The sequence below is a fragment of the Vibrio sp. 1562 genome (assembly GCF_033340155.1).
Classification (GTDB): domain Bacteria; phylum Pseudomonadota; class Gammaproteobacteria; order Enterobacterales; family Vibrionaceae; genus Vibrio; species Vibrio alginolyticus.
This window is the reverse complement of sequence record NZ_JAWOVY010000008.1, coordinates 23,133-43,164: the sequence shown is the minus strand read 5'-3', so window position 1 is coordinate 43,164 and position 20,032 is coordinate 23,133. Positions and strand designations below refer to the sequence as shown.

Below are 20,032 nucleotides of genomic sequence, written 5' to 3'. Positions count from 1 at the left end.
TCAGTCTACGCATACAGAGGAATCTCTATCGGAGGATGTTTGATTAAGGCATCTTGCTCTCACAAATAAAAAGAGCGAAACGAGCATTAAATGATGCGGCAAGGTAAGAAAAGGACAAACACGTTACGGCTATGATCCCTCAATTCGTCATTCCTATCACGAATCGCTTTGGCGAAAGTTATCACTTCTCTGGTCAGTTACTTACTAGCGGCGAACCTAAAACATTCGTGACCAAACAAGAGGCAATAGAGTTTCTTGAGAGCTTTGGTGAGCTTGACCTTCGCTATGTCGAGGATTTGTTCTATGCGATTGGTCAATTCAAGCCAAACATACCTGACGGTGAGCTTACTTCCCAACACTATAATTCAACGTTTGCCAATGCTTTGGTGAACGGTGACTTGCATGTCGCTCGAATTGTACCTACCGGCGAAAACTACGCACTCTCGTCGGCGGTTACGCCTCCACCGACTCAAAATACCGTCAATGCAAAACCATCGAAGGGAAAGGGGAAGTCGAATAAAAAGAGTGGCAGAAGTGCCGCATCCGCCAAGCCTCAGCAACAAAGCAGCGAAAAACATGAGAAAGCCGGTGATCCTGTATCACTTGTGACGGGTGAAGAAATTCTCGAACTCTATGATATCGAGCTACAACAAGGTACTACTTGGCAGCGTACTTACCGCTCTTCGCAGTCGGATGTAAATCATGGAATGGGCTTTGGTTGGCGACATGCATTTCAGTTTGAATTACGCGAAAAGACGAACGAGAAAGACAATGTTATCGCTTGGGAGTTTGTTGACGATAAGGCCGATATCACAGAATTTGAGCCAGTAGATATTGGAGCAACAAGTTATCAAATATACGCTGGTGCGAGCTGTTATTTCCTGAGCTCAACAACTCGGATTGTAACGCTCGCTAATGGGCATCAATATCGGTTTGAGCAAAAAGATGATCGCTGGCTTGTTAAACAAGTTAGAAATGGCACGTTTTCAACGTTTCAATTGCAGTATTCTCGAAACCATCGATTGATCGAGATCGCATATAACAAGCGTCCGGTTCTTGAATGTCAATATGATAAGCAAGGACGCCTTGTAGAACTGCTTAATGCAAAGTCCCAAAAAGTTCTGACAACTTATACCTATGATGAGCACGATGATTTGGTCAGTGCAACTAATCATTTAGGCTTAAAGGAACAGTATCAATACCGCGGCCATTTAATTGTTAAACGTGTACGACCAACTGGCTTTACTCATTATTTTGAATGGGATGGCGAAGGTGCAAAAGCGAAATGCATCAGAAACGTTGGGGACGCAGGAATTTATGACTATCGCTTCCATTATCAAGGAAATCACTCTTCTTATTCTGACTCGTTAGATCATCAATGGTCTTTCTTGCATGACGAGCAGGGTAACTTACTCGAGAAAATAAGCCCCACAGGTAGAACTTGGCGATGGCAATATGATGAATTAGGGCGAAAAGCGCAAGCTATCTATCCTGATCAGTCAACGGTCAATTATCAATATAATCAGCATGGTCAATTAGTTTCTAAGTTTCATTCCTCTGGCAAAGAAATTCAATATGGTTATGACGGCTTAGGTAAGTTAGTTAAAACGGTTTCACCTGACGGGGATATCGAGAAGGCTTACTACAATAGCCTCGGTCAAAGAGTTTGGGATACCGATCAGTTCGGCTGTGTCACGGAATATGATTACGATAAACACGGTCAAGTCGTCAAAAAAGAGTCTGAAGATGGTAAGAAAAGTCAGTGGTGGTGGGATGAACAACAAAGACTTATCGCGAATGAAATAGACGGTACATTACTTCGTTATAGCTACAATGAAGAAGATTTAGTGAATGGCGTTGCTTATCCCGATGGGTGTATTGCTCAACTCGCTTATGATCAATTTGGCAGGCGTACATCAGTTCGTTATTTTAACGACGAAGACAAAGTCGGTTATAGCGAAGAATATTCTTACGATGAGCACAGCCGTGTTGCTCAGATTCGAACGCCAGCAGGCATTACCTCGTATCAATGGGGAGCACTCGCGCAACAAGAAGCAGTCATCTTTCCCGATGGCAGCCATATTTCTTACGAATACGATCAACAACGTAACCTGACTAAATTAGTTCGGAGTGACGGCTTAGAATTCGAATTCCTGTATGACGATGAAGGCCAGCTGTCAGGAACTGTCGGGTTTGATAATCTACAAAGCCAATTTGATTATGATCATATGGGGCGAATCCATCGTAAGCAAGTCGCAGATAGGACGGTGCTGTATCGCTATGACGCTGCGGGTTATCTCAAGCACGTCAAAGCAGGAAATGGTAGCAGTATTGTAGAGAACCACTTCAATTATACGCTTGGTGGGCGACTTACTTTCGCATCCAATCGCCATCACACATTGCAATACCAATACTCTTCATTCGGGCATTTAACAAAGCGCATTCAAGGCCAGTTTGAGATAGCGCAGGAGTTTAACAGAGTTGGCCAACGCGTATCTCAGGTACTGCCAGATAATACGGAGCTGAACTTCTCTTATGATCGATATGGGCGTTTTTCAGCGATTCGGTTTGGAAACCTAGATTTACCTCAAATCAAATTTCATTACGATGAAATGGGACGAGTTTCCCAAATTGAAACGGCACATTTTAATGAGCGCATCATTTATGATGGTGTTGGTCGTTTGGTCGAACAACATTGGCCGGATAGAGAGAAAAAGTACGTTTACAATGCGCAAAACCGTATTTCATCAATCATTAATAATATGGCAGGAGCAACGCACTATCAGTACGATACCTTAGGGCAACTGAAACGAGTCAATGCTTCCGGAGAAGTGACTAAGTTTGAATACGATAGTTTTGGCAATCCTACTTTGCCATCTTCAGAGGTATTCGCTGATCGTATTGAAGTACACGATGATGTCCGGTTCAAATATGACGCGCAAGGAAACCAGACAAAACGTGAAGGGCAAGGACACGTTCAGACTCGCGTATTTGATGCGTTAAATCAGCTCATTGAAGTTCACACCGACGATGGTATCAGTCAATATGAATATGATGCATTAGGGCGCAGAACGAAGAAAATTACACAACAAGGCGTTACAGAGTTCCTGTGGGAAGGTGAACGTTTAATTGGTGAACGTTCTTCAGGTGCTTTCCGTTGGTACCTATATCAACCAGAAACCTACACGCCAGTGGCACTGCTAGAAAATGACGTTATTTATTGGTACCAGTGCGATCAAGTTGGTAAACCAGAGCGACTGATCGATTGCGAAGGGAATGTTGTATGGAGTGCCAGCTACGATGCTCACGGCTTTGCTCATGTACATATTGAAAAAGTAGTAAATCCATTGCGTTTTCAAGGACAGTATTTCGATCAAGAAACCAACTTACATTACAACCTCGCTCGGTATTACGACCCTAAGCTAGGACGTTTTATCCAACAAGATCCGATATCTATTGCTGGTGGTATTAATCATTACCAATATGCAGTCAACCCTATCCAATGGATTGACCCAACAGGTTTCCTATGTGAAGAAGGGCTAAAACGCTTGGGTCAAATGTTGGCAGAGTATCAGGCGCAAAGCGATGTTCCCCAAGAGGTTTGCGATCAGATTTTAGAAGCAGCAAAAGAGTCATCCGTCGGAGAAGATGGCGTTCGCTCGCAAGTCAAAATCCGCAAACCCAAAGGTAAAAATCATATTCGATATGAATACGATTTAGACCATATTGATTGCGAGAGAAACGAGATTACTTTTTACCGTCATATCAATCACTCAGATGGCACCAGACACGAAGTGCAGTATGTTGTTGGGATTGAGGAGTTTGTAAATGCGCATGTTTTTGACTCAGAGAAAGTTGGTGGAGAGGAAGGTTGTACGATCTTCACTGAAGATCTTGTGCTGAATAAAGCAGAGTATAAAGAAAACTCTGAACTCAATACGAGTGATTATGAGCTAACAGAAAGAAACAAAGCAAAAATTGACGAATGCTTGAAACAGCGTCAAGAGGCAATGGACGCTCGAACTGGCGAAGAGGGATATAACGCTCAAATTGGCAATATTAACCAACAGTCCGCAAAAATTGGTGAGTTAGCCGCGGATGACTTTGTCCGGAGTAAACGTCCTAATGCTAAGCTGCTTCATCCCAAAGATATTGGAACCTCAATTTCGAAGCCGGGCGATTTTGATATGGTTTACGAGGTGGAAGAGCCGCCACCAGGTGAAATTATAATTGTTGAGGCCAAAGGGGGTAGCAGCCCGCTGGGCAGCCGTAAGATTGGAAACGAGGCGTATCAGCAAGGGACAAGTAAATATACGGCGGAAATAGTTAAGCTAATGTCGAAAAATTTAGAAGGAACAACAGAAAAAGTAGCTGCCGACGAAATTCAATACGCCGCTTTATCCGGTAGACCTATTCGATATATACATACGCAAGCAAGCATCCCTGAAAGTGGAAAGGCCTCGGACTTAAAGCTAGAAGTGGCAGAGTTTAAAATTAATTCCAAAGGATTAAAGTAAAAATGCAAAGTAATGAATCGAGCAAGGTTGTAGAACGCAAAGCAAATCCTGAACTTGACACACAAGCAATTGTGAGTAAAAAAAAATTTATAAATAGAGTCCTAGATAACAGAAAAGAAGGTCTTAAAGTCAGGCGGGAAAACCTAGTCAGTCTTGGTGATTTTGCCATCGACCAGGTTCGCTGGTATACATGGTTTCAAACCTCACATGAAGACGAACAAATTTGTACATTACGCCTTTATGAAACTTCATTAATGGGGGCTTGTTATCATCGGCTGGCTATGTTTCCTAATGAGCCATTAACTGTTCAGATACTAGATTATCCAGAAGTAACATGGGATGGTGAAGGTATCTTAGAAATGGGCTTCATTTGTCCTTCAATGTGGCTGGATGCTTATTTTATATCGGCAATTGTGCGTGACAGGCCAAGTATGGATGTATTGGCGAACTTTCCCATTTCTCTGATGAAACAAAGTGCCACTAGGGCGGGTAAGTTGTCTTATATGCTAGTAGATGTCATCCAGTCGTTCCATAACCGCACATCGGACTACCCTGATAAACTGGTGGCCGCGATGGACGCGGCAGTTGCTCAGGGTGATAATTGGGCGTTAGAAATCGCCATGGGTATTTTGGAAACTTTTGCTGCCCTGACAACTGACATCGGTTATGACTTTGAAGAAGTACTTATTAAGAACCTTCAGTTCCAAGAGAAATACCAAATGAGGCTCGATAAGTCAGAGGACTTGATTTCTATAGAAACTTTCATCTCTTTCCCTCTGCTTGGCATGGCTTGCATGTGGTATGACAAAGGTAACCGTATATCTGTTGAAACTGGTTGGCTCCCTCCCTATCTTGTCGAAGGACGTTGGTTAGAAGAAGTAAAAGCAGGGAAGATCACTCGATAAACTCCTTTAGTTAGCAATTCCGTATATAAGCCACCTCTCATGGGGTGGCTTTTACGTTTATCGTATAAAGTTTGCTGTTTGTTGAGCTATATGGTGCGCATTATGTTGGTGCACTAAAACCACATTGGTGCATTTATTAGCATGTTAAACACCATTTCAAGAATACCTAATTTTATTAAAGTTCATACAAAACAATAAATTAAAGCGTAAGTGTTAGAAATATAAATTATGGAATGAGAATTGCTCTGTTAGACGCTCTATAAATCAAGTTCACCAAATTGGTGATGAGCCTAACTTTGATGCACAGGATAAGTGCGCTACAGATCAATGGAGACAATTATAATGAGTGTAACTGCCAATCAGGTACACGGCGCTGTACAAACTCTCACGCAAAGTTCCGACACACTTTTCTTACTACTTGGCGCAATCATGGTTTTTTTGATGCATGCTGGTTTCGCTTTTCTTGAAGTAGGAACCGTGCGCCAAAAGAACCAAGTTAATGCTTTAGTTAAGATATTGGTTGATTTCGGTATATCCGCCATCGCGTATTTTTTTATTGGATACTGGGTCGCTTATGGCGGCACCTTCTTTGCTGATGCTGAGACATTATCTCAAGGCAATGGTTACGAGTTAGTGAAGTTCTTTTTCTTGCTGACCTTCGCTGCAGCGATTCCCGCTATTGTTTCAGGTGGTATCGCAGAACGAGCTCGTTTTTATCCGATTCTAATCGCAACATTTTTCACTGTCGGCATCGTATACCCGTTATTTGAGGGAATGATCTGGAACGGAAACTTTGGTGTTCAAGCTTGGTTTGAAAATACCTTTGGTTATGGCTTCCACGATTTTGCAGGTTCAGTCGTTGTACATGGTGTTGGCGGCTGGATAGCGCTTGTTGCCGTCGTGTTTTTGGGCATGAGAAAAGGCAGAGTTCGAGCAGGAAAGCACACCAACTTTGCACCTTCGAATATTCCTTTTTTGGCCTTGGGAGCTTGGATCTTATGTGTGGGGTGGTTTGGCTTCAACGTCATGTCAGCTCAAACTGTGTCAGGCATAAGTGGCTTGGTGGCTATGAACTCATTGATGGCAATGGTCGGAGGCATTGTTGCGTCATTGTTGGCTAGTAAGAATGACCCTGGCTTTATTCATAACGGCCCACTGGCTGGCTTAGTTGCTGTATGTGCGGGCTCAGACTTAATGCATCCTATCGGTGCTTTAGTGACAGGTGCGATTGCTGGCGTGCTATTTGTTTATCTTTTTACCCACCTACAAAACAAAACCAAGATTGATGATGTGCTGGGTGTCTGGCCTTTACACGGTGTATGTGGCGCTTGGGGTGGTATTGCTGCGGGGATCTTTGGCCAAAGCTCGTTGGGTGGGCTAGGGGGCGTGAGCATTATCGTTCAGTTTCTAGGAACGCTTTTGGGCATTTCCATCGCTGTGCTTGGGGCACTTGCAGTCTACGGCGCGATTAATACCAGTATGGGACTAAGGCTTTCAGAAGAAGACGAATTCAATGGCGCTGACCTAGCCATTCATAAAATATCTTCGACCAACGAGGATTGAGGCCAATATGGGAGCGGCATAAAGCCGCTCTTTTAGCAATTGCCTTTCTTGGCTTGGCCTGGAGGACAGAAATTACCATTACCTCGATGGTCATCATCATTGGAGCTGACTCTTACCTTTACATCATCGACTTCGCCTTCAACATTGGTAAGTTGACAGCCTGCCAAAGTCATAAGCAATATAAACGCTAGAGATACTTGTCTCATTGCTGTTCCTCTTAAATTGTAATTCTAATAGTGACCATTACGACTATGGTCTAATCCATATTACTACTGTTGCTATTCTTTCAGTGTTAAGCTAATGAAAAAACAGCAAGGATGAGTTATGAATTTCCCTTATAGAAATATTGTAGTACTTACTGGTGCAGGTATCTCGGCCGAATCTGGTATTCAAACATTTCGTGCGCAAGATGGCCTATGGGAGAATCACCGTATCGAAGATGTAGCAACGCCTGAAGGGTTTGCTCGCGATCCGGACCTTGTTCAAGATTTTTACAACCAACGCCGCAAGAAACTTCAAGATAATGCGATAAAGCCTAATGCAGCGCATGAAGCATTGGGTCGTTTAGAGGCTGAGTTAGAAGGTAAAGTGACGGTCATCACTCAAAATATAGACAACCTTCACGAAAGAGGAGGCAGTCAGAATGTGATTCACATGCATGGTGAGTTGCTCAAGGCCCGCTGTAGTGAATCTAACCAAGTAGTAGAGCACAATGAGGACATTAAGACCGGCGAGCTTTGTCATTGTTGTCAGATCCCTTCACAAATGCGACCACATATTGTTTGGTTTGGTGAAATGCCACTGCGAATGGGTGATATCTACGCGTCATTAGAAGAAGCAGATTTGTTTATTTCGATTGGGACTTCTGGCGTTGTGTATCCCGCAGCAGGTTTTGTTCATGATGCAAAAATGCACGGCGCACATACCATTGAAATTAACCTAGAACCTAGTGCGGTAGAAAGTGAATTTGAGGAAAAACGCTACGGAAAAGCAAGCGTTGAGGTTCCAAAATTAGTTGACGAGATACTGGCTCTAGAAGGAAAAGAAAGAGCGTAATAACTTCAACAGGAAGAGTTTTTGTCTTGTCATTAAGAGCAAAAAAGCGGCTCATGAGCCGCTTTTTCATATCTTTAAAACTAACGAATTAGTTGTTCACTTTTAGCTTTTGGAAGTACTCATCGTACATTACGCTCGCTTCGCCAACTTCATCTTGCCAAGTACCGCTGTCCATCACTTCTTGTGGTGGGAAGATGCTTGGATCATTAGCAAATTCTTTCGGTAGCAGATCGTGTGCCGTTTTAACTGGAGTAGGGTAACCAATCTCTAGTGCGATTTTAGCTGCATTCTCAGGACGTAGTAGGAAATCGATCATCTTATGAGCGGCGTCAACGTTCTTTGCGCCAGTTGGAATTGCTAGGCTGTCCATCCAGAAGATAGTGCCTTTTTCTGGCCAGATGATGTCGATGTTCGCGCCTTCTTGACGAGCCATGTATGCAGAACCGTTCCAAAGCATGCCTAGTGAAACTTCACCCGCAAGGTAAGGGTTTGCAGGAAAGTCTGAGTTAAATACTAATACGTTTGGCATTAGCTTTTTCAGTTCTTCGTAAGCGGCTTTGATTTCTTCTGGGTTAGTCGTGTTTGGTGAGTAACCAAGCTTAGTCAATGCAATGTGGAATACTTCGCGAGAATCATCCATCAGCATTAGTTGACCTTCCCACTTGCTATCCCAGAAATCATCCCATTTAGAAACCGATGACTTGTCTAGCATGTCAGCATTGATACCAATACCGGTCGCCCCCCAAATGTATGGGATAGAGTAGTTGTTGTTCGGATCGAACGGTTTGTTTAGGAAGTTAGTATCAAGATCGGCAAAATGAGATAATTTCTCTTTGTCGATCTGTTGTAGCATGCCTTCTTTACGCATTTTAGAGACGAAATAGGTAGACGGTACTACCAAGTCGTAACCAGAACCTTGAGTTTTTAGTTTTGCATACATACTCTCGTTAGATTCGTATGTAGAGTAAATAACTTTGATTCCAGTTTCTTTTGTAAAGTCTTCAAGAACTTCGTTTGGAATGTATTCCGACCAGTTGTAGAAATACAGTTCTTGATCAGCAGCCATTGCAGGGGTAGCGATGAGCGTCGCTGCACATAGAGCGCTTGCGTAGAATTTACTTTTCATTTGTTTTCCGTTTTGTTTCGCGATTGGACAAGTCAATACTAGTTGGAGTTATCAATTTGAGCCAAATCGCAGTAAGCACAAATATGTTCATTTAGCTTGAATATCGTTGTCTCCTTGTTATGAGACGATAAATCTATGATACCAAGACAAATAAACCTAGCAACGCGCGATTATATCAGCCTAAGACAAAAATAGGCAGCGTATTGCTGCCTATTTTCCTATGGTTGATGACTTGTTACACAAGCTAGATTATTGTCCCGCTTTCAGCTTGAGGAAATAATCTTCGTACTTAACGGTTAGATCACCAACCGCATCTTGCCATTCAACGCGGTCAAGGTCTTCTTGAGAAGGGAACAGTGGGGCAACGTCTTTAAACTTAGCATTCGATTCTTCCACCGCCGTTAGGTAGCCAGTATCACGAGAGATTTGCTCTGCGATTTCTGGGCGCAGTAGGAAGTCAATCATCTTGTGAGCGGCTTCTACGTTCTTCGCACCGGAAGAGATAGCGAAGTTATCAACCCAGCCGATACCGCCTTCTTTAGGAAAAACGAGTTTAAGGTTCAGGCCTTCACTTTGTGCCGCTGCGGCGCTACCGTTCCAAAGCATACCAACGCCCACTTCACCAGACATGTAAGGTGCGCCAGGGTTGTCAGAGTTGAAAACTAAAACGTTAGGCATCAACTTTTGTAGCTCAGCGTACGCTTCATCGATTTGCTTAAGGTCTTTTGAGTTACCTGAGTAGCCAAGTTTACGCAGAGCGATATGGAACACTTCACGAGTGTCGTCCATCAACATTACTTGACCTTCAAGCTCAGGCTTCCATAGGTCAGCCCAGCTTTGGAAGTCGTTTGGATCGTACATATCTGCGTTAACCGCTAGGCCTGTAATCGCAACAACGTGTGGGATAGAGTAGTCGTTACTTGGATCGTAAGGCTTGTCTAGGTAGTTTTTATCTAGGTTGCCGAAGTTTTTCAGCTTAGTCTTATCGATCTTTTGTAGCATGCCTTCGTCACGCATCTTCGCCACGAAGTACGTTGAAGGTACTACTAGGTCATAACCTTGGTTATGGGTTTTTAGCTTTGCATACAAAGTTTCGTTCGACTCGTAAGTCGAGTAGATCACTTTGATGCCAGTTTCTTTAGTAAATTGCTCTAGGATATTACTGTTGATGTAAGGACCCCAGTTCATAAATACTAGTTCTTTATCATCCGCTGTCGCTGTACCAGAGAACAGAGAAAGCGCACATGCACTACCAGCTAATAGAGTAGCCCATTTTTTCATTGACGTTAGCTCCAAACCAAACGTTGTCCAATTTTGGACGATAGATAGAAAAACAGAATGGCATGTAACCATTCTGTTTCGTGATGTTAACAGGTGCGGATTCTACTTCACTTTTTCTCTTGCTAGCAACTGAGAAATTACTACCAAGACCAAAGAAACAATCAACATCACCGTTGCTAGGGCGTTCACTTCCGGTGAAATGCCCACCTTAACCATGGAGTAAATCTTCAATGGTAAGATTTCGTATGTTGGACCCGTTACAAACGAGCTGATGATCACATCGTCCAAAGACAGGGTAAAGCTCAGTAGCCAACCTGCAGCAACCGCTGGTTTAGCAAGAGGAAGGATGATCTGTTTCAAGATTACCCATTCGCTTGCACCAAGGTCTTTTGCAGCTTCCAACATTTTCACATCAAAGCCATTTAAGCGGCTGTACACTGTTACCACAACGAATGGTAGACAGAAGGTGATGTGAGCAATCAATAGAGTAAAGAAGCCAAGCTGCGCGCCTAATACTAGGAACAGAGCAAGCAATGAAATCGCCATAACAATATCTGGAGACATCATCACGACAAACAGCATGCCGTTTACCGCACCTTTACCTTTGAACGAGTAACGGAATAGGGCAACGGCCGTTAAGCTACCAATGATGGTTGCTGCTGTCGCTGAGAATACCGCTACGTTCAATGAATGCCATGCAGCTTGCATTAGGCTGTCGTTATTTACTAAGGTTTCGTACCATTTCGTGGTGAAACCACCCCATTTCATACCAAATTTGTTGGCATTAAATGAGTTAACAATTAAGACGATGATTGGCAGATACAAAAATGCATACACCAGCGCCATAAAGCTAAATCTAACTGTGCGTCCCATTAGTCTAGCTCCACTTTCTTATTCAATAGTTTGCCTGCTCTGTAGTAAGCGTAAAGCATCACAGCCATTGCGAAGGTGAGGGCGATACTGGTCGCAGCACCAAATGGCCAGTCACGAGCGTTCAATACTTGGCTCTTAATAACGTTACCAATCAGTAGGTTCTTCGCACCACCAAGAAGGTCAGAGATGTAGAACATACCTAGTGCTGGTAGCAGAACCAACAAACAACCACCGATAATGCCAGGCATTGTAAGAGGTAGAATCACTTTCGTAATGGTTTGGAACTTGTTCGCACCAAGATCTTTCGCCGCCTCGATATAAGTGTTGTCCAACTTCTCGATTGCCGAGTAAAGCGGCAGAATCATAAATGGAAGCAGGATGTACACAAGACCAATCATTACTGCTGTTTCGGTGTACATAATACGTAATGGCTTATCGATGATTTCCATCGCCATTAATGATTTGTTCAAAATACCTTGTGTACCCAGAACAATCTTCAGGCCGTAAGTACGGATAAGAGAGTTTGTCCAAAAAGGTACGATAACTAAGAACAACATGAATGGGCGCCATTTCTCTGGCATTTTCGCTATGATGTAAGCAAATGGGTAACCAATTACTAAACACAACAACGTCGCCACAATCGCCATGTAGAACGAGTGCATCAGCACTTTCGCATACAAGGGGTCGAGTAGACGTAAGTAGTTGTCGAAAGTAAATGTCATTTCGATTAAGTTTGCTTCATCACGCGTTAAGAAACTCGTACCGATAATCATCACATTTGGTACCAACACGAAAAGTGTTAACCAACCGACGATTAAGGTAATGATCGCGTTTTGAAGATTAATCTTCTTGCTTATCATTGAGGACTACCTCCCAACTCTCAACCCAAGTGATAGCGACTTTCTGGCCAAGTGAGTGGTCCACATCAGGATCATCTTCGTTAAAGAATTCGCTAACCATTACACGCATGCCTGAATCCAATTGGATAACGGAATCAAGCGTCATACCTTTATAGGTACGCTCTGTTACGTGACCTACGATGCCTTTTTCTTCAGACTCTTTGATCTCTTCGATACGTAAGTCTTCTGGGCGAAGTAGTACTTGCAGTTTTTCACCTGCTTGCGCTTCCTGATCGTAGTAAACAACAGACTCGACACCTTCGATTTCTGCACGGATACGTTTCTCGTCGATACGCTCTAGCATGGTTGCGTTGAATACGTTGATCTCACCGATAAAGCGAGCAACAAATAGGTTCTTCGGCTCTTCGTAAATCTCACGTGGAGAACCATCCTGCTCGATAACACCGTCGCGCATAACAATAATGCGGTCAGACATCGATAGGGCCTCTTCCTGATCGTGCGTAACGAAGATAAAGGTAATACCAAGTTGACGCTGAAGCTGTTTAAGCTCGATTTGCATTTGCTTACGCAGTTTGTAATCAAGTGCAGATAGAGATTCATCTAGCAGCAGTACTTTTGGTTTGTTAACAACCGCACGCGCAATGGCGATACGTTGTTGCTGACCGCCAGAAAGCTGATGAGGCTTACGCTGAGCCATTTTTTCTAGGCGCACCATGCGTAGCGCTTCCATTACTCGTGGTTCAATGTCCGCAGTAGGCGTTTTCTGCATACGAAGACCAAAAGCGACATTCTCATATACGGTCATGTGTGGAAACAATGCGTAACTTTGAAATACCGTGTTGACGTGCCTTTGCTCTGCAGGAACCTGTGTTACATCCTGGTCATCCAAAATAATTTGACCGTTATCTGCCGTTTCAAAACCTGCAATCATGCGTAAAACTGTTGTCTTACCACAACCAGAAGGCCCGAGAATCGTCAGAAATTCACCATGATTAACATCCAGATTTAAATTACCGATGATTTCCTTACCATCGAAACTTTTACTAATACCAGATAAACGAATAACTGGCTTTCCTGCTTGCGGTTTTGCGTTCAACGTCTGTATTTCCCCCACGTTCAAGCCGGGATTATCCCAGCTGATGTGACACTAACCATTCACTTTTGAGGCGCGCATCATAATCACCAAAAGTGTGAAATTAAAGCATTTTCTTATCTTGAAACAGAAATAATTTTGCAGGAAAAAGCCATCATTCCTTACCATACTGTTTTTATGAGATTAATTGGCATCTAGACACAGTTTGATAGCACTAAACTTTGTTCAACAATTGTTTCAATTTCATGACCTTGAAAGTGGTTAATTATCAACCATACAGTTGAGATTGCAAGGATTGTAGGTGAGTTGTGATGTTAGATGTGGAAAGATTTCTTTATAATGACGATTACATTAATTGACTGGAATTCCAGTCAAAATTTTACAAGTTAGTCTTGGATAAACTATGAACGACGATTTTGAGAAAGATTTCAATCTTGGGGGGAGTGTAGAGCGAGCTTTGTCTGGCAACTACGAGCTTAAAGCTGGCGCGGTTTTTAACGAAGCTTGGCGAGCAACCATCCAGCACTTTTTATCATTTTCTCCTGCCATTATTGTATTGCTTTTTGTCCAGTTAGGTATTTTCTATATTGCATTAAAACTGCAGTTGGGCGATTTGAGCGTTATTCTTGATGCATTTGAGAACCCAGAGTCGTTCACAAACGATATTGTGTCTTCTATTTATGTCGCGAATTTCAGTTATGAGGTGATTAGCGCACCAATTTATGCGGGGATCAGCTTGATGGCTATGAGCCATGTCGCCGGCCTGAAGACTAAGTTGCGCCATGTTGGAAAGGGGTTGCAGTTCACCATTCCTGTTATTCTAGCAACGCTCATGAGCTTAATGCTACAAGGTGTGGTTGGTATGATTTTTCCTTTACTGTCGCTGTATCTTTCCTTGGCATTTAGTCACTCTATTTTGTTGATTTGTGAGAAAAGGGTGCCACCAATGCAAGCGTTGCTGTTATCACTTCGCGCAATCAACAAGAAGATTTTTGTGGTCGCGGGGCTTTACTTAGGCGTGATGTTAATGTTTATTATTGCAGCAATGTTCTACGGTATTGGCTTGATTTTTGTGCTGCCATTCTTCTTCCATTTGAAAGGCATACTCTACCGCGAAATGTTTGGAATTAAGCTTAAGATCGTTACAACACAGAAAAACGATAATGATCACGATGGTAACTCACAGGTGTTTGATGCCTAATTCTTTGAAATCAATAAGTTTACGAGTGGCGGCAACCTGTATAGCCGCCACTTTTATTTCTATAGGCCCATATTTACACTACGAGAAACAGTTTAAATATGTGGAAAATCCTGACGTACTCTCTGGCAAGATTAAGCATGTCGATTTATCACACTTGCCATACATCGGTGATATCCCAGACTTCAATTCAATAAAAGATACGAAAGAGAAAAAAGCTGCTTTTTTTGATTTTTTAAGGCCTAAAATTGCTCTTGAGAATCAACGAATTCGTCATGAGCGGGCCTTTCTTACCTCTTTAAAGGTGGGACAAATGACGCAAGAACAACAAGAGTATGCTCAGCGGTTATCATCTCTGTATTCGTTGCCCTTGAGTAACGATAAGATTGATCAAGCATGGCTAGACGAGATGCTTGTGCGAGTGAACGTCTTACCTGAAGCCTTGGTTCTAACTCAAGCGGCAAATGAATCTGCGTGGGGCACTTCTCGTTTTGCTACTCAAGCAAACAACTTGTTCGGCCAATGGTGTTATAAAAAGGGCTGTGGAATTGTTCCAGCGCAACGTGGCGCTAACAAAGTTCATGAAGTTGAAAAATTCGATTCTGTACAACAGTCTGTTCATGGCTACTTTATGAACGTTAATCGAAACCCAGCGTATGCAGACCTGCGTGAAATCAGAACATCTCTGGCTGAAAAGAACAAGGGCTTGTTAACGGTCGCAACCGCGTCAGAGTTAACGCATGGGTTGCTAGCCTATTCTGAACGTGGCATCGCCTATGTACACGATCTTCGCGCTATGATTCGTCATAACAACGCCTACTGGACGCAATAAAATAACGGATAAAATGAAAAAGTTAAGCCTAAGTCTGTTGGGAAGTGCGGCGCTAATTCTTGCATCGCCGATAACCCAAGCTCAAGAGTACATGTTCACGTACTCAAAGTTATATACTCAACTAAAAAACAACAATAAAGAAGGGCATGACGATGTGAAAGTTGGTGTCTTTTTTGTGGACGCAAAAACTAAACAAATTTGTATGATAGAAAAAGCTTGGATGGAAAAAGAAGAGCACTATGAAGAGTTTGTTATCCCTGCTTCACAAGAGTTGCCTTTACCTGTTGATAAAAACTTAAAGTCAGCGAATCCGTTGGTTTTTGTCGATACCCCAAAAGATACACGTTGCGATTACTCACTTGTTGTGATGACCAAAGAACCATTACAGGGTAACGTTTCTTACGACCAACTTAAGCCTCTTTTACCTCAAATGCAGACGATGCTGGAAGATTTAGGCGGTATGTTTGCGGGTTGGTTTACACCGGAGGTTCAAGGTGTGACGATGGAGTTTGCAAATCAACTGAATGATAAAGTGATTTTCTCAAACGGAACCGAAAAGCCAATTGTCAATGGCAAGATACAAGTCGCACTAAGTGAAATAGGGCAAGGTGGCACAATGACACTACCAGAACCGACGATGCGAGTGTTACCTTATCTACCTAACGCAAAGAAATGAACACTGAACGTTTAGAAAGGGCTGCAATCGCAGCTCTTTTTTAATTTTGACCGTAACTAAAGTATCTTTCACACTCTTTTCTTAAAGACTCAATAAGACAAACATTTAATCCTGCGTAAAAAGCTCGTATAATCCACGCCCCAAAGAAACCCATGTTAGGAAGTCCTAGTCGATTTATCGGCGATGTGAGAGCCCGCAATGAACCAAATAGATACAAGAAAAGAAACCCTAGAATTCAACAAGCTTCAGAAACGCCTAAGAAGACATGTTGGAAATGCCATTACTGATTACAACATGATCGAAGAAGGCGATGTTGTAATGGCATGTATTAGCGGTGGTAAAGATTCATTCGCGATGCTTGATATCCTGCTGAATCTTCAAAAAGCCGCACCGATCAAATTTGAAGTGGTTGCGGTAAACCTAGACCAAAAACAACCGGGCTTCCCTGAGCACATTCTGCCAGAGTATTTCGAAACACTGAATATCCCTTACTATATCGTCGATAAGGACACGTATTCCGTCGTAAAAGAGAAGGTACCAGAAGGCAAAACCACTTGTGGTCTGTGTTCACGCCTGCGACGTGGTACGCTGTATTCATTTGCAGAGAAGATTGGTGCAACTAAGCTTGCGCTAGGTCATCACATGGATGACATCGTCGAAACAATGTTCTTGAATATGTTCCACGGCTCTCGCCTTAAAGCGATGCCACCAAAGCTACGCTCTGATGATGGTCGTAACGTGGTCATTCGTCCATTGACTTACTGTCGTGAAAAAGATTTGATCAAATACGCTGAGCACAAGGATTTCCCAATAATTCCGTGTAACCTTTGTGGCTCTCAAGAGAACCTTCAGCGTCAATCTATAAAAGCAATGTTGATTGAATGGGATAAGAAGACGCCAGGGCGTGTGGAAGCAATTTTTAAATCAATTCAAAACGTAAGCCCAAGCCAACTAGCAGACCGCGAATTGTTCGACTTTGTTAACTTACCGCTAGATCGTGAAGGTAACCGCGAAGAGTATGAATTTAATGAGGCTGTCGTTTCTTCGACGAATATTGATGAATCAATGTTCATCGATGTTACGAACATCTAACTCGTAAAAAAGGAGGTCAATTAGACCTCCTTTTTTGTACCCAATGCTTTAACTGTTCCCAAACAAAAATCCCCCTGTATTGGGGGGATTTATTAGCGCTTATTTGAAAGCGCTCAATACATAACAATACTAAAGAGAGATTAGGTTGCTGTATTTGGATCTAGAGGACTAATGTAGCCTTTTGGTTTTAGAGCCAACACATCGCAATTTATTTTATCAATTACGTGCTCCGCTGTATTACCAATAAAGACAGCAGAAAGCCCTGTTCGCCCTGTGGTACCTAAAATAACCATTGCTGCGTTCAAGCGCTCTGCAGCTGCCGGAATGACATCTTCAGGTAAACCTTGCTCAACTATCGTTTGTTCTTCATCAAGACCATGTTTTTGGCGTAGTGCTTTCATAGCCGTTAAATGATGACCTCGCACCGCATCGGTATAAGTCGTTGGGTCAAATTCAGGAAGTTCAATCGTAATGTTCGCCGGTGTAACGGGGTAGGCGTTAACAAGATATGGCTTGGCCTCAAGCCGAGTGGTGATTTCTTTTAATCGCTCGACCATCGTATCGTTGAGATCAATATGAGTCGGGTTTTCTGAGCCCACATGTACTGAGGCAAGGATACTTGCTTGTTCCGGCCAAGCAGCATTCTTAATAAGAAGCACTGGAATAGGGCATTTTCGCAACAAGTGCCAATCTGTCGGTGTGAAAATGACAGACTCTAAAACATCATGCTTACGTGTGCCTTTGATGACTAGGTCATGATTGCCTGCATAGACTTCAGCAATAATCGCCTCATAAGGGCGGTTGTGCCAGACAACACAAACATCAAAGTCGAAGCCATCGTTTAGGTATGGTTGAGCAATTTTACGCATCCACTGCTCACGCTGATGAATGACACCTCGACGCATAGCATCTCTTTCATCCACTGACAGCATTGACGTCATGTCATACGAGAAATCGTAAATGGATAAAAAGAAAGTGATTCGGCTTCTAGATACACTTTTCTGAGCTAATTGAACAGCTCTTGCAAGTGCGGGCTGCTCATCATTATTGATGTCAGCGACAACAAGGATCTTACTGTATATACTCATAACTAAGCCCACTTCTATTGCAAAACCAGATACTGAATGTAAATTAAATCAGTATTTTGGAGTACTCACCGTACATTTTTACTGTAGCTTAGTTTGGAGAACTTTTTGAGGACTTTCGAAAGGAATTTATGAGAAATATGATGTAGCTCATTTTCGAGCTACATCAATAATTAGGGTGTATTATTCTTTAGTTACACCAGCAAGTTCCATCAATGCATCGTGGTCTAAGATAGTGATATATTTACCTTTTACGCTTAGGATCTCTGATTTCTGGAAACGACCTAACAAACGACTGATCGTTTCGACTGTAAGACCAAGGTAGTTGCCAATATCACCACGAGTCATAGTTAAACGAAACTCTCTAGGGCTGAAGCCACGCTGAGAAAAACGCGTTGATAGGTTGTAAAGGAAAGCAGCTAGTCGCTCTTCTGCATTCTTTTTAGAAAGAAGCAAAATCATTTCCTGATCACCTTTAATTTCGTTACTCATCAAACGCATGATTTGCTGGCGAAGCTTAGGCATCTTACCCGATAGATCGTCTAAAATTTCGTATGGGATTTCACATACCATCGACGTTTCGAGTGCTTGAGCAAAGCTAGGGTGGGAGTCACCAGTGATAGCATCGAAACCGACTAAGTCTCCAGCTAAGTGAAACGCTGTGATTTGCTCATCACCTTGCTCTGTGATCGTATAGCTCTTGATGGTACCAGAGCGGATAGCGTATAGCGATTTTAGCTCATCACCGGCCTTAAAAAGCTCTTGTCCTTTTTGAATAGGCTTCTTACGTTCGATGATTTGGTCAAGCTGATCAAGTTCTGCCTCATTTAGAGTGAACGGGATACACAGTTGACTAATGCTACAATCTTGGCAATGAATGGCGCAACCGCCTGATTGGATACGCTTTGTTGCAGGTTTTTCAGAAATCATAACAACCTTTCACTATTTGATATACATCAATATTTTAGCATCGCTTAATCCTAAAGGGTAGCAAAAATGTCACCTCAATAGAGTTTAACGTTATATGAAACCGAGTAACGCTAAGGCTCCTACAGCGGTATACGTACCATACCCAATAAGGATTAATGCTGAAATATTTCTAAATATTAATGATTTTTGTAATTTCTGAAAATGATTGGCACCATATCCAATAATAAGCATTGCAGGTAGCGTTCCAAGCCCAAACGCAAGCATAATTAGGCCGCCGTTCATCGCACTACCAGAAACCGCCGACCAAGTAAGCGCTGAATAAACTAAGCCACATGGTAACCAACCCCAAATAAAGCCAAATGGCAACGCGTGAAGAGGATGCTTTAGTGGCAACAGATTCTTCCCTGCCGGCGAGATAAAGCGCCAGATATACTGCCCTAGCTTTTCTATTAAAAGTAAGCCTTGCCACCATTTAGCAATATACAGCGCGACCAGGATCATGAATAACGCAGCAATCAGCCTTAACCAAGCAAGAGAGTGCGTTAACCCACTAAGCTCAGATAAACCTGATATAGCACCACCCACTAATGCACCTATTAAGGTATAACTGATCAATCGTCCGAGGTTGTAGAAGAGGGGGATAAGAGGGGTAGTTTTATTTTTAGCAGAAGAGCCCATGGTAAGTAGAGACGCGATACCACCACACATACCCATACAATGACCGGCTCCTACTAAGCCGATCATCAACGCACCGATAAAATCAGGAGTCATAAAGGTCGCTACTTTTTATCACTATTAGGTTGGTCTTCTTCGTCGAGAAGAATGTTGTGCCCTTGCCGTTCAAGATCTTCAAACTGATCGCTTCTTACCGCCCAAAGAAAAACGGCGACAGCAACACAAACGAGAACGATAGCGATGGGAATCAATATATAAAGACTTTCCATG

At 42.7% G+C, this 20,032-nt stretch carries 18 protein-coding genes; 8 read left to right on the top strand and 10 right to left on the bottom strand.

Features of this window, described 5'->3' with window-relative positions; genetic code table 11:
* Nucleotides 1-131: 131 nt before the first annotated feature.
* The 3 genes from R7Z49_RS10540 to R7Z49_RS10530 all read left to right on the top strand — a co-directional run bounded on the left by R7Z49_RS10540 (nucleotide 132) and on the right by R7Z49_RS10530 (nucleotide 6,985).
* Nucleotides 132-4,517 carry an RHS repeat-associated core domain-containing protein gene (locus R7Z49_RS10540; RefSeq protein ID WP_318111629.1) on the top strand — a complete coding sequence of 1,462 codons (4,386 nt, stop codon included), beginning with the start codon at nucleotides 132-134 and terminating at the stop codon, nucleotides 4,515-4,517.
* Nucleotides 4,518-4,519: 2 nt separating this feature from the next.
* Entirely contained in the window at nucleotides 4,520-5,422 is a 903-nt protein-coding gene (locus R7Z49_RS10535; protein WP_318111628.1) for an immunity 49 family protein, read from the top strand.
* Nucleotides 5,423-5,764: 342 nt separating this feature from the next.
* Nucleotides 5,765-6,985, top strand: a complete 1,221-nt coding sequence (locus R7Z49_RS10530; RefSeq protein ID WP_033905297.1) for an ammonium transporter — start codon at nucleotides 5,765-5,767, stop codon at nucleotides 6,983-6,985.
* Between the two features lie 32 nt (nucleotides 6,986-7,017).
* Here the strand turns inward: R7Z49_RS10530 and R7Z49_RS10525 are convergent, their stop codons facing one another.
* A complete protein-coding gene (locus R7Z49_RS10525) occupies nucleotides 7,018-7,191 on the bottom strand; it encodes a hypothetical protein (protein WP_169628679.1) in 174 nt (57 codons plus the stop codon).
* A gap of 118 nt (nucleotides 7,192-7,309) precedes the next feature.
* Here R7Z49_RS10525 and cobB point away from each other — a divergent pair, with 118 nt between their 5' ends.
* Nucleotides 7,310-8,041 carry a Sir2 family NAD+-dependent deacetylase gene (cobB, locus tag R7Z49_RS10520; RefSeq protein ID WP_005377522.1) on the top strand — a complete coding sequence of 244 codons (732 nt, stop codon included), beginning with the start codon at nucleotides 7,310-7,312 and terminating at the stop codon, nucleotides 8,039-8,041.
* A gap of 88 nt (nucleotides 8,042-8,129) precedes the next feature.
* Here the strand turns inward: cobB and R7Z49_RS10515 are convergent, their stop codons facing one another.
* The 5 genes from R7Z49_RS10515 to potA form a co-directional block, all read right to left on the bottom strand.
* Complete coding sequence (locus R7Z49_RS10515) at nucleotides 8,130-9,167, bottom strand: extracellular solute-binding protein (RefSeq protein ID WP_033905298.1); 1,038 nt, start codon at nucleotides 9,165-9,167, stop codon at nucleotides 8,130-8,132.
* Between the two features lie 249 nt (nucleotides 9,168-9,416).
* Entirely contained in the window at nucleotides 9,417-10,448 is a 1,032-nt protein-coding gene (locus tag R7Z49_RS10510) for an extracellular solute-binding protein (protein WP_186584256.1), read from the bottom strand.
* A 102-nt stretch (nucleotides 10,449-10,550) separates the two neighbouring features.
* Complete coding sequence (gene potC, locus R7Z49_RS10505) at nucleotides 10,551-11,321, bottom strand: spermidine/putrescine ABC transporter permease PotC (RefSeq protein WP_005389180.1); 771 nt, start codon at nucleotides 11,319-11,321, stop codon at nucleotides 10,551-10,553.
* Nucleotides 11,321-12,181, bottom strand: a complete 861-nt coding sequence (gene potB / locus R7Z49_RS10500; RefSeq protein ID WP_005377512.1) for a spermidine/putrescine ABC transporter permease PotB — start codon at nucleotides 12,179-12,181, stop codon at nucleotides 11,321-11,323. The genes potC and potB overlap by 1 nt, the downstream gene beginning before the upstream one ends.
* Entirely contained in the window at nucleotides 12,162-13,277 is a 1,116-nt protein-coding gene (potA, locus tag R7Z49_RS10495; RefSeq protein WP_017634901.1) for a spermidine/putrescine ABC transporter ATP-binding protein PotA, read from the bottom strand. The genes potB and potA overlap by 20 nt, the downstream gene beginning before the upstream one ends.
* A gap of 400 nt (nucleotides 13,278-13,677) precedes the next feature.
* Between potA and R7Z49_RS10490 the strand changes: the two genes are divergently transcribed.
* The 4 genes from R7Z49_RS10490 (at nucleotide 13,678) to ttcA (ending at nucleotide 17,072) form a co-directional block, all read left to right on the top strand.
* Nucleotides 13,678-14,475 carry a hypothetical protein gene (locus R7Z49_RS10490; protein WP_005389175.1) on the top strand — a complete coding sequence of 266 codons (798 nt, stop codon included), beginning with the start codon at nucleotides 13,678-13,680 and terminating at the stop codon, nucleotides 14,473-14,475.
* Nucleotides 14,468-15,304, top strand: a complete 837-nt coding sequence (locus R7Z49_RS10485) for a glucosaminidase domain-containing protein (protein WP_186585044.1) — start codon at nucleotides 14,468-14,470, stop codon at nucleotides 15,302-15,304. Before R7Z49_RS10490 ends, R7Z49_RS10485 begins: the two co-directional genes overlap by 8 nt.
* A 13-nt stretch (nucleotides 15,305-15,317) precedes the next feature.
* Nucleotides 15,318-15,980 carry a DUF2987 domain-containing protein gene (locus tag R7Z49_RS10480; RefSeq protein ID WP_025766641.1) on the top strand — a complete coding sequence of 221 codons (663 nt, stop codon included), beginning with the start codon at nucleotides 15,318-15,320 and terminating at the stop codon, nucleotides 15,978-15,980.
* A 198-nt stretch (nucleotides 15,981-16,178) separates the two neighbouring features.
* Complete coding sequence (gene ttcA, locus R7Z49_RS10475; protein WP_005377502.1) at nucleotides 16,179-17,072, top strand: tRNA 2-thiocytidine(32) synthetase TtcA; 894 nt, start codon at nucleotides 16,179-16,181, stop codon at nucleotides 17,070-17,072.
* Between the two features lie 140 nt (nucleotides 17,073-17,212).
* Here the strand turns inward: ttcA and uspE are convergent, their stop codons facing one another.
* From uspE to ccoS, 4 genes are all read right to left on the bottom strand, one after another.
* On the bottom strand, nucleotides 17,213-18,160 hold the full coding sequence (gene uspE, locus R7Z49_RS10470) for a universal stress protein UspE (protein WP_005377500.1): 948 nt from the start codon (nucleotides 18,158-18,160) through the stop codon (nucleotides 17,213-17,215).
* A gap of 180 nt (nucleotides 18,161-18,340) precedes the next feature.
* Nucleotides 18,341-19,087, bottom strand: a complete 747-nt coding sequence (locus R7Z49_RS10465) for an FNR family transcription factor (protein ID WP_005377497.1) — start codon at nucleotides 19,085-19,087, stop codon at nucleotides 18,341-18,343.
* 90 nt (nucleotides 19,088-19,177) lie between these two features.
* Entirely contained in the window at nucleotides 19,178-19,858 is a 681-nt protein-coding gene (locus tag R7Z49_RS10460) for a sulfite exporter TauE/SafE family protein (protein ID WP_017634899.1), read from the bottom strand.
* Nucleotides 19,859-19,866: 8 nt separating this feature from the next.
* Nucleotides 19,867-20,031: a cbb3-type cytochrome oxidase assembly protein CcoS gene (gene ccoS, locus R7Z49_RS10455; protein WP_186584254.1), complete on the bottom strand. Its 165-nt coding sequence runs from the start codon at nucleotides 20,029-20,031 to the stop codon at nucleotides 19,867-19,869.
* Between the last annotated feature and the right edge of the window lies 1 nt (nucleotide 20,032).

Excerpts from the sequence above, each read along its gene's own strand:
- R7Z49_RS10540 (WP_318111629.1), top strand. The coding sequence starts at position 132 with ATGATCCCTCAATTCGTCATTCCTATCACGAATCGCTTTGGCGAAAGT.
- R7Z49_RS10535 (WP_318111628.1), top strand. The coding sequence starts at position 4,520 with ATGCAAAGTAATGAATCGAGCAAGGTTGTAGAACGCAAAGCAAATCCT.
- R7Z49_RS10530 (WP_033905297.1), top strand. The coding sequence starts at position 5,765 with ATGAGTGTAACTGCCAATCAGGTACACGGCGCTGTACAAACTCTCACG.
- R7Z49_RS10525 (WP_169628679.1), bottom strand. The coding sequence starts at position 7,191 with ATGAGACAAGTATCTCTAGCGTTTATATTGCTTATGACTTTGGCAGGC.
- cobB (WP_005377522.1), top strand. The coding sequence starts at position 7,310 with ATGAATTTCCCTTATAGAAATATTGTAGTACTTACTGGTGCAGGTATC.
- R7Z49_RS10515 (WP_033905298.1), bottom strand. The coding sequence starts at position 9,167 with ATGAAAAGTAAATTCTACGCAAGCGCTCTATGTGCAGCGACGCTCATC.
- R7Z49_RS10510 (WP_186584256.1), bottom strand. The coding sequence starts at position 10,448 with ATGAAAAAATGGGCTACTCTATTAGCTGGTAGTGCATGTGCGCTTTCT.
- potC (WP_005389180.1), bottom strand. The coding sequence starts at position 11,321 with ATGGGACGCACAGTTAGATTTAGCTTTATGGCGCTGGTGTATGCATTT.
- potB (WP_005377512.1), bottom strand. The coding sequence starts at position 12,181 with ATGATAAGCAAGAAGATTAATCTTCAAAACGCGATCATTACCTTAATC.
- R7Z49_RS10490 (WP_005389175.1), top strand. The coding sequence starts at position 13,678 with ATGAACGACGATTTTGAGAAAGATTTCAATCTTGGGGGGAGTGTAGAG.
- R7Z49_RS10485 (WP_186585044.1), top strand. The coding sequence starts at position 14,468 with ATGCCTAATTCTTTGAAATCAATAAGTTTACGAGTGGCGGCAACCTGT.
- R7Z49_RS10480 (WP_025766641.1), top strand. The coding sequence starts at position 15,318 with ATGAAAAAGTTAAGCCTAAGTCTGTTGGGAAGTGCGGCGCTAATTCTT.
- ttcA (WP_005377502.1), top strand. The coding sequence starts at position 16,179 with ATGAACCAAATAGATACAAGAAAAGAAACCCTAGAATTCAACAAGCTT.
- uspE (WP_005377500.1), bottom strand. The coding sequence starts at position 18,160 with ATGAGTATATACAGTAAGATCCTTGTTGTCGCTGACATCAATAATGAT.
- R7Z49_RS10465 (WP_005377497.1), bottom strand. The coding sequence starts at position 19,087 with ATGATTTCTGAAAAACCTGCAACAAAGCGTATCCAATCAGGCGGTTGC.
- R7Z49_RS10460 (WP_017634899.1), bottom strand. The coding sequence starts at position 19,858 with ATGACTCCTGATTTTATCGGTGCGTTGATGATCGGCTTAGTAGGAGCC.
- ccoS (WP_186584254.1), bottom strand. The coding sequence starts at position 20,031 with ATGGAAAGTCTTTATATATTGATTCCCATCGCTATCGTTCTCGTTTGT.